The following is a 4,350-nucleotide window of genomic DNA, read 5'->3' as shown; positions in this document are numbered from 1 at the left end:
TATAAAGATATTTAGCGCAAATACGAAGGCAGCCAAATGACAGACTTACGCTTGTGCTACCAAACCATTGAGTTTGGTAAGACCGATATTCATCTCTGTACACTCCGTGACAGACAGCAATTTCATGATCCGGAAGGCATCGCTGAGAAACTGGGCATCAGCTCTGCAGCATGGCCCATCTTCGGTGTCATCTGGCCTTCCAGTATGGTGCTCGCACACTTCATCTTTAACTACACTATTGGTGATAAAAGGGTCCTGGAAGTTGGTTGCGGCATGGCTTTATCGAGTTTATTACTAAATAAGCAGCACGCCGATATTACTGCCACTGACTACCACCCTGAAACTGAAAAATTCTTACAACGAAATACCGAACTTAATAGCGACGCCGACATCACCTTTGAACGTATAGACTGGGCTAAAGATAATGATAGCTTAGGCCTTTTCGACCTGATCATTGGTAGCGATATATTATATGAAGACGAACACATTAGCTTATTAGCTAATTTCTTTGAAAGACACTCCAAGCCAACAAGTGAGGTCATTTTGGTAGATCCTGGGCGCGGCAAAAAAAACAAACTCAGCAAACGAATGATTGACTTTGGTTTTAGCTCAAGCCACTTTAAGCCTGAGCATACCGACTATTTAGAGGGCCAGTTCAAAGGCCATATTCTAAAGTTTTCACGCTAGCCGTAGGCTGCGCTACTCAGGTCAAAGCAGAGCTAATGCCACATAATCTTCAACGCAAGGTAGGGCGCAACAAAAAACACCAAAGTCATGACTTTGTACTGGCTTAGAAAGCTAAGATAAACAGGGGCCAGTTGCTTTTCCTCAAGATCAAACATCTTGCTGTGTATCGATGTAATGGCCTCTTTGAAAAATACCACCGCGATACTAGCCAGAGACAGATAAGCAAGATTAATCAAAACCGCCCAACCTAATAGTTCAGTAAGTTGCGTAATTGTCATCCCTCAGCCCTCCTATTACTTTGTAAATACAGAGAAAGCAGAAGCTTCCTAGGCCTTAATCAGGCACCACGCAGTATTGCTCTTCGAGGTGCCTGGTAGCAAAAACGGCAAGTCTTACTTAACAATATTCATCAGGTGAACATCGAATACCAGTACCGCGTTAGGCGGTATTGCTGGCGGCGAGCCCATTTCACCATAGGCTAGCTTAGAGGGTACTACAAAGCGCCACTTTGAGCCGACAGGCATCATTGATAAACCTTCCGTCCAACCGGGGATAACCTGATCTAATGCAAACTCAGCGGGTTCATTTCGGGTAATAGAGCTGTCAAAAACCTGGCCATCAATGAATGAGCCGTGATAGTGAACGCGTACAGTCTGATCAATACTAGGCTTATCGCCCTCTGCACTTTCCAGAATTTCGTACTGTAGACCTGAGTCGGTAACTTGTACGCCTTCTCGCTTGGCATTTTCATCTAAGAAAGTTTTGCACAAATCCTGATACTTCTCGGTACGATCTTTCTCGAACTGCATGCGCTTTTCTTTAATCGTGTCATAGGCTTCGTTGAGTTCGCTTTCGGACAAAGCCGAAGGTTCACCATTAAAGCATGCTCGCAAAGCCTGAATCGTTGCTTCAATATCCATTCCCTCGAAGCGGTTCTTTTGCATCTGACGGCCAAACTGCCATCCAAATCCATAGCTCACTTTCTGCTCGAACGATTGAGGTTTATCTTCAGTCTTCTTTGTCATATCTCTATATCTACTAGTCGTTAAGTTTGTTACTTGCCAATCGAAATGGTCAGTAGGGTAATATCTTAGATGTCAGCTGCCACTTCCAATTCCTCTAATCCCTTCTGTACATAATCCAGCAAACGCTGCATAGACGGCAAGGTGCGGCGGCAAGCCGTAAAGCCGAATTCTAACTGATCTACATAACTGACCAAAGTAATATTCAAGGCAATACGATCCAGAGGTATTGAAACGGGATACATCCCCTCTAGCTGCGCACCATTCCAATACTGTGTTTTCTTTGGCCCTGGTACATTAGAAATAACAACGTTGAATGCCTGAAGTTTTTCCGACAAACCCGTTAACATATTCAAACCAGCGGGTGCCAAGGTCAAAGCGGTATAATTGATCGCTTCTTCAAGCGACATCTGTGAGTATCGCTCTTTGGAATCTTTGACCGAATTTTTTACCATTTCCAAGCGTTTAGCTGGGTCAGCAACATGGGTTCCCAGGCTAGCAAGGATCATCGCAATTTGATTTCCCGCCGCACTATCATCTCGGCGCATAGACATTGGAACCATCGCAACTAAGGGTTTAGTGGGTAAGGAATGTTGACTAATTAAATAATTACGTAAGGCACTACCGCAAACAGCCAACACAACATCATTCAGTGTGGCGTCCATTTTCTTAGCCAAGGTTTTAAAGCGTTCTATTGGATATGACTGCGCTGCAAAACGACGCGAGCCTGTTATTGGCTTATTTAGAATACTGTTCGGCGCCTGAAACACAGAGACATAATCTGGATTAGATCGTGCCTGCCCTATAGCATGACTCACTTCTTTAATAAGCGTCGGCACCGTAGAAATTTGCTTCCCGGCCTCACCGACGATATTTGCCAGACTCTGCGCAATATTGGCATTATTAATATTTTCTGGACGGATCTTCTTCACTTGAGGCAAGGCCCACAAAGGCGGTAAACCACGAGCTTCAGGGTCTTCTGATAACAGCTTAGCTGTCATCCGCATTGCCGCCACACCGTCTAACATACAGTGGTGCGCTTTAAAGTACATCGCAAAACGACGACCTCGAATACCTTCAATCAAATGGCTTTCCCACATTGGTCGCTCTCGATCCATTAGGGCGCCATGCTTAACCGAAACCAAGGCGAGTAGTTCTCGAATTCTTCCTGGCTTTGGTAAGGCGCTATGACGAAAGTGATGCTCTAGATCAAACTGAAGATCTTCTTCCCAATGGTATTGGCCGAAGCGAGATTTTAAACGCTGATTAAAAGGCGCGATGGGTTGCTGAAAGGAACGCATATACTCAGCAAGCTCTGTCACATATTTTGGGCCGGCATCTTCAGGAAAGTGATAAAGGTGCAAACCACCCACATGCATTGGCTGCTGACGTTTCTCGAGCCATAAGAAAATCTGATCTGCTAAACTCAATGATTTCATAAAGATTCCATCCAAACTGTGAGTAAAAACGCGAAAAACTGCTCAGCCATATTTAAACTGTTTCCCCTGGCCAACTACAACTGGCACTCATCCTATGGGCCCAACAAGATTAAGTTTGGCGGCATCGCTATCAATAGTTATAAGCTACACATTCACCAAAGTGTAAAGAGCGCGCAAGGATACCCGAGATCGCCTATTCGGCATAGTGCTAAGACATATTCAATCTGGCAATATCACAAAAATTTATGCTAGTTTACAATTTTAGTCGAGATCAGAGTTTCGTCGAACCAACATCTCGTTTATAGGCTGTGCGTAAGTCGGCTTATCCCAATCAGGAACATCCAGCCATGGCGCTTAGTTACTTAGTCCCTAAAGACTGCATTGAAACTACTTATGAAATAAAGAAGAGTCGTTTTATCGCCCGGCATTTTAGTGTTACAGATAGAGAGCAGGCCATGCTAGCTTTGGCACAAGCTAAACGAGATTACCCCGATGCTCGCCATCATTGCTGGGCCTACCAAATCGGTCCACCTCATAGTCCGAGTTTCGCGGCCATGTCTGACGATGGCGAACCCGGTGGCACCGCAGGCAAGCCGATACTGAATGTCATTCAACATAAAGATATTGGCGATGCCATGATCATTGTGATTCGTTATTTTGGTGGTATAAAGCTCGGCGCAGGCGGATTAGTCAGAGCATACTCCCAGGCGGCCCAGCAAGCCTATGACGAAGGTGAAACAGAGTTGAAAGTGGAACTCGACGAATTCCAAATACAATGTGATTTTTCAGACGAACAGGCTATCCGACACTGGCTTTTTCAACATCAAGGCGAAGTCATCGGCACTGAGTATCAACAAGCCGTGACGATGAAGATAGCCATTGATGATCGACATCTAAGCGACTTGAGTGCTTACCTGCATGCACTCAAAAGCGCCTCTTTGATTCAGCCTTAAGCCCTCTAAGTTTTCTTCACTTACTTAGGCAGAAAACAGGAATTTACCACCACTTGCGATAGCAATAACGATCAAGCCCAGTGTCAGGTTAATTGCGACGATTTTACGGATTAGATTTAAGTGCGTCGCGGCATCAGGCCAACGATTCTCGCTCACTGCAGCTTTCATACGCTTAAATGGAACAAAGTATAAATGCCCAAACAATAAAAACATGATATAGCCTAGACCAAGCATCATATGAACATGCTT

The 4,350-nt window shown here is 44.8% G+C and carries 6 protein-coding genes; 2 read left to right on the top strand and 4 right to left on the bottom strand.

All coding sequences use genetic code 11. The features are described from left to right. Positions 1–36: 36 nt before the first annotated feature. Positions 37–687 carry a methyltransferase gene (locus A3766_RS14390; RefSeq protein ID WP_068508015.1) on the top strand — a complete coding sequence of 217 codons (651 nt, stop codon included), beginning with the start codon at positions 37–39 and terminating at the stop codon, positions 685–687. A 32-nt stretch (positions 688–719) separates the two neighbouring features. Here the strand turns inward: A3766_RS14390 and A3766_RS14385 are convergent, their stop codons facing one another. The 3 genes from A3766_RS14385 to A3766_RS14375 form a co-directional block, all read right to left on the bottom strand. Beyond that, positions 720–965, bottom strand: a complete 246-nt coding sequence (locus tag A3766_RS14385; protein ID WP_068512097.1) for a DUF6868 family protein — start codon at positions 963–965, stop codon at positions 720–722. 114 nt (positions 966–1,079) lie between these two features. Then, positions 1,080–1,712 (bottom strand): FKBP-type peptidyl-prolyl cis-trans isomerase, encoded by a 633-nt coding sequence (locus A3766_RS14380; protein WP_068512094.1) that lies wholly within the window; start codon positions 1,710–1,712, stop codon positions 1,080–1,082. Between the two features lie 65 nt (positions 1,713–1,777). Continuing rightward, a complete protein-coding gene (locus tag A3766_RS14375) occupies positions 1,778–3,148 on the bottom strand; it encodes a wax ester/triacylglycerol synthase family O-acyltransferase (RefSeq protein ID WP_068512090.1) in 1,371 nt (456 codons plus the stop codon). Positions 3,149–3,495: 347 nt separating this feature from the next. On the opposite strand from A3766_RS14375, the gene A3766_RS14370 reads away from it, so the two are divergent. Next, complete coding sequence (locus A3766_RS14370; RefSeq protein WP_068512085.1) at positions 3,496–4,101, top strand: YigZ family protein; 606 nt, start codon at positions 3,496–3,498, stop codon at positions 4,099–4,101. 24 nt (positions 4,102–4,125) lie between these two features. Here A3766_RS14370 and A3766_RS14365 read toward each other — a convergent pair. Further along, positions 4,126–4,350, bottom strand: a 225-nt coding sequence (locus tag A3766_RS14365) for a CopD family protein (protein WP_197479581.1), incomplete at its 5' end; no start/stop codon positions are given.

This window comes from Oleiphilus sp. HI0132 (assembly GCF_001635845.1).
This window is presented reverse-complemented; position numbering and strand designations above follow the sequence as displayed.